1 protein-coding gene is annotated in these 463 nt (G+C 60.0%); it reads right to left on the bottom strand.

The features are described 5' to 3' along the window. Window positions 1–66: 66 nt before the first annotated feature. The coding region (locus tag AC1D1Y_RS26370) for a hypothetical protein (protein WP_020907477.1) at window positions 67–463 on the bottom strand (397 nt) is incomplete at its 5' end.

Here is a 463-nt window from a genome sequence, read left to right as displayed (position 1 = left end):
CTTCCTGACAGGAGAAACCGAGTTCTGTTGCCAGTTGGGCAAACGTGGGGGAGCAGTGCTCTGCCATCAGTTGGCCCCTGACGTGATCGACTCTTGTGCCTGAGATTCGGCGGTGTACCAGCGTGTGCAGTCGTAGCCGTCGTCGTAACGCTTGAACCACTGGTCGGCCAGTGCGGGGAGCTTCTCGTGGTCCGGGTTGTGATTGGGCATCTGGCTGCGGAAGACACCGCCGAGCGCGACGAGTTGTTCGCCGAGTTGTAGGTGATCGAAGGCGCGGGGCATGGTGCCCTTGGTCAGGTAGGGCGCAAACGACGTCAGAATCTTCTGCTTGGTGCGGTGCATGGCGAACATCGACAGTGAGTCGACTTGCCGTTCGGAGAGTGGAACGTGCTGGTTGAACCCTGCACAGGCGATGCGAATCACCTTCATGACGTGCGCGAAGATCGACGGCGCCATTCGCATC

The organism is Polaromonas sp. P1_G1, assembly GCF_056405595.1.
The sequence above is the reverse complement of the archived record's forward strand: the minus strand, read 5'-3'. Positions and strand labels throughout refer to the sequence as shown.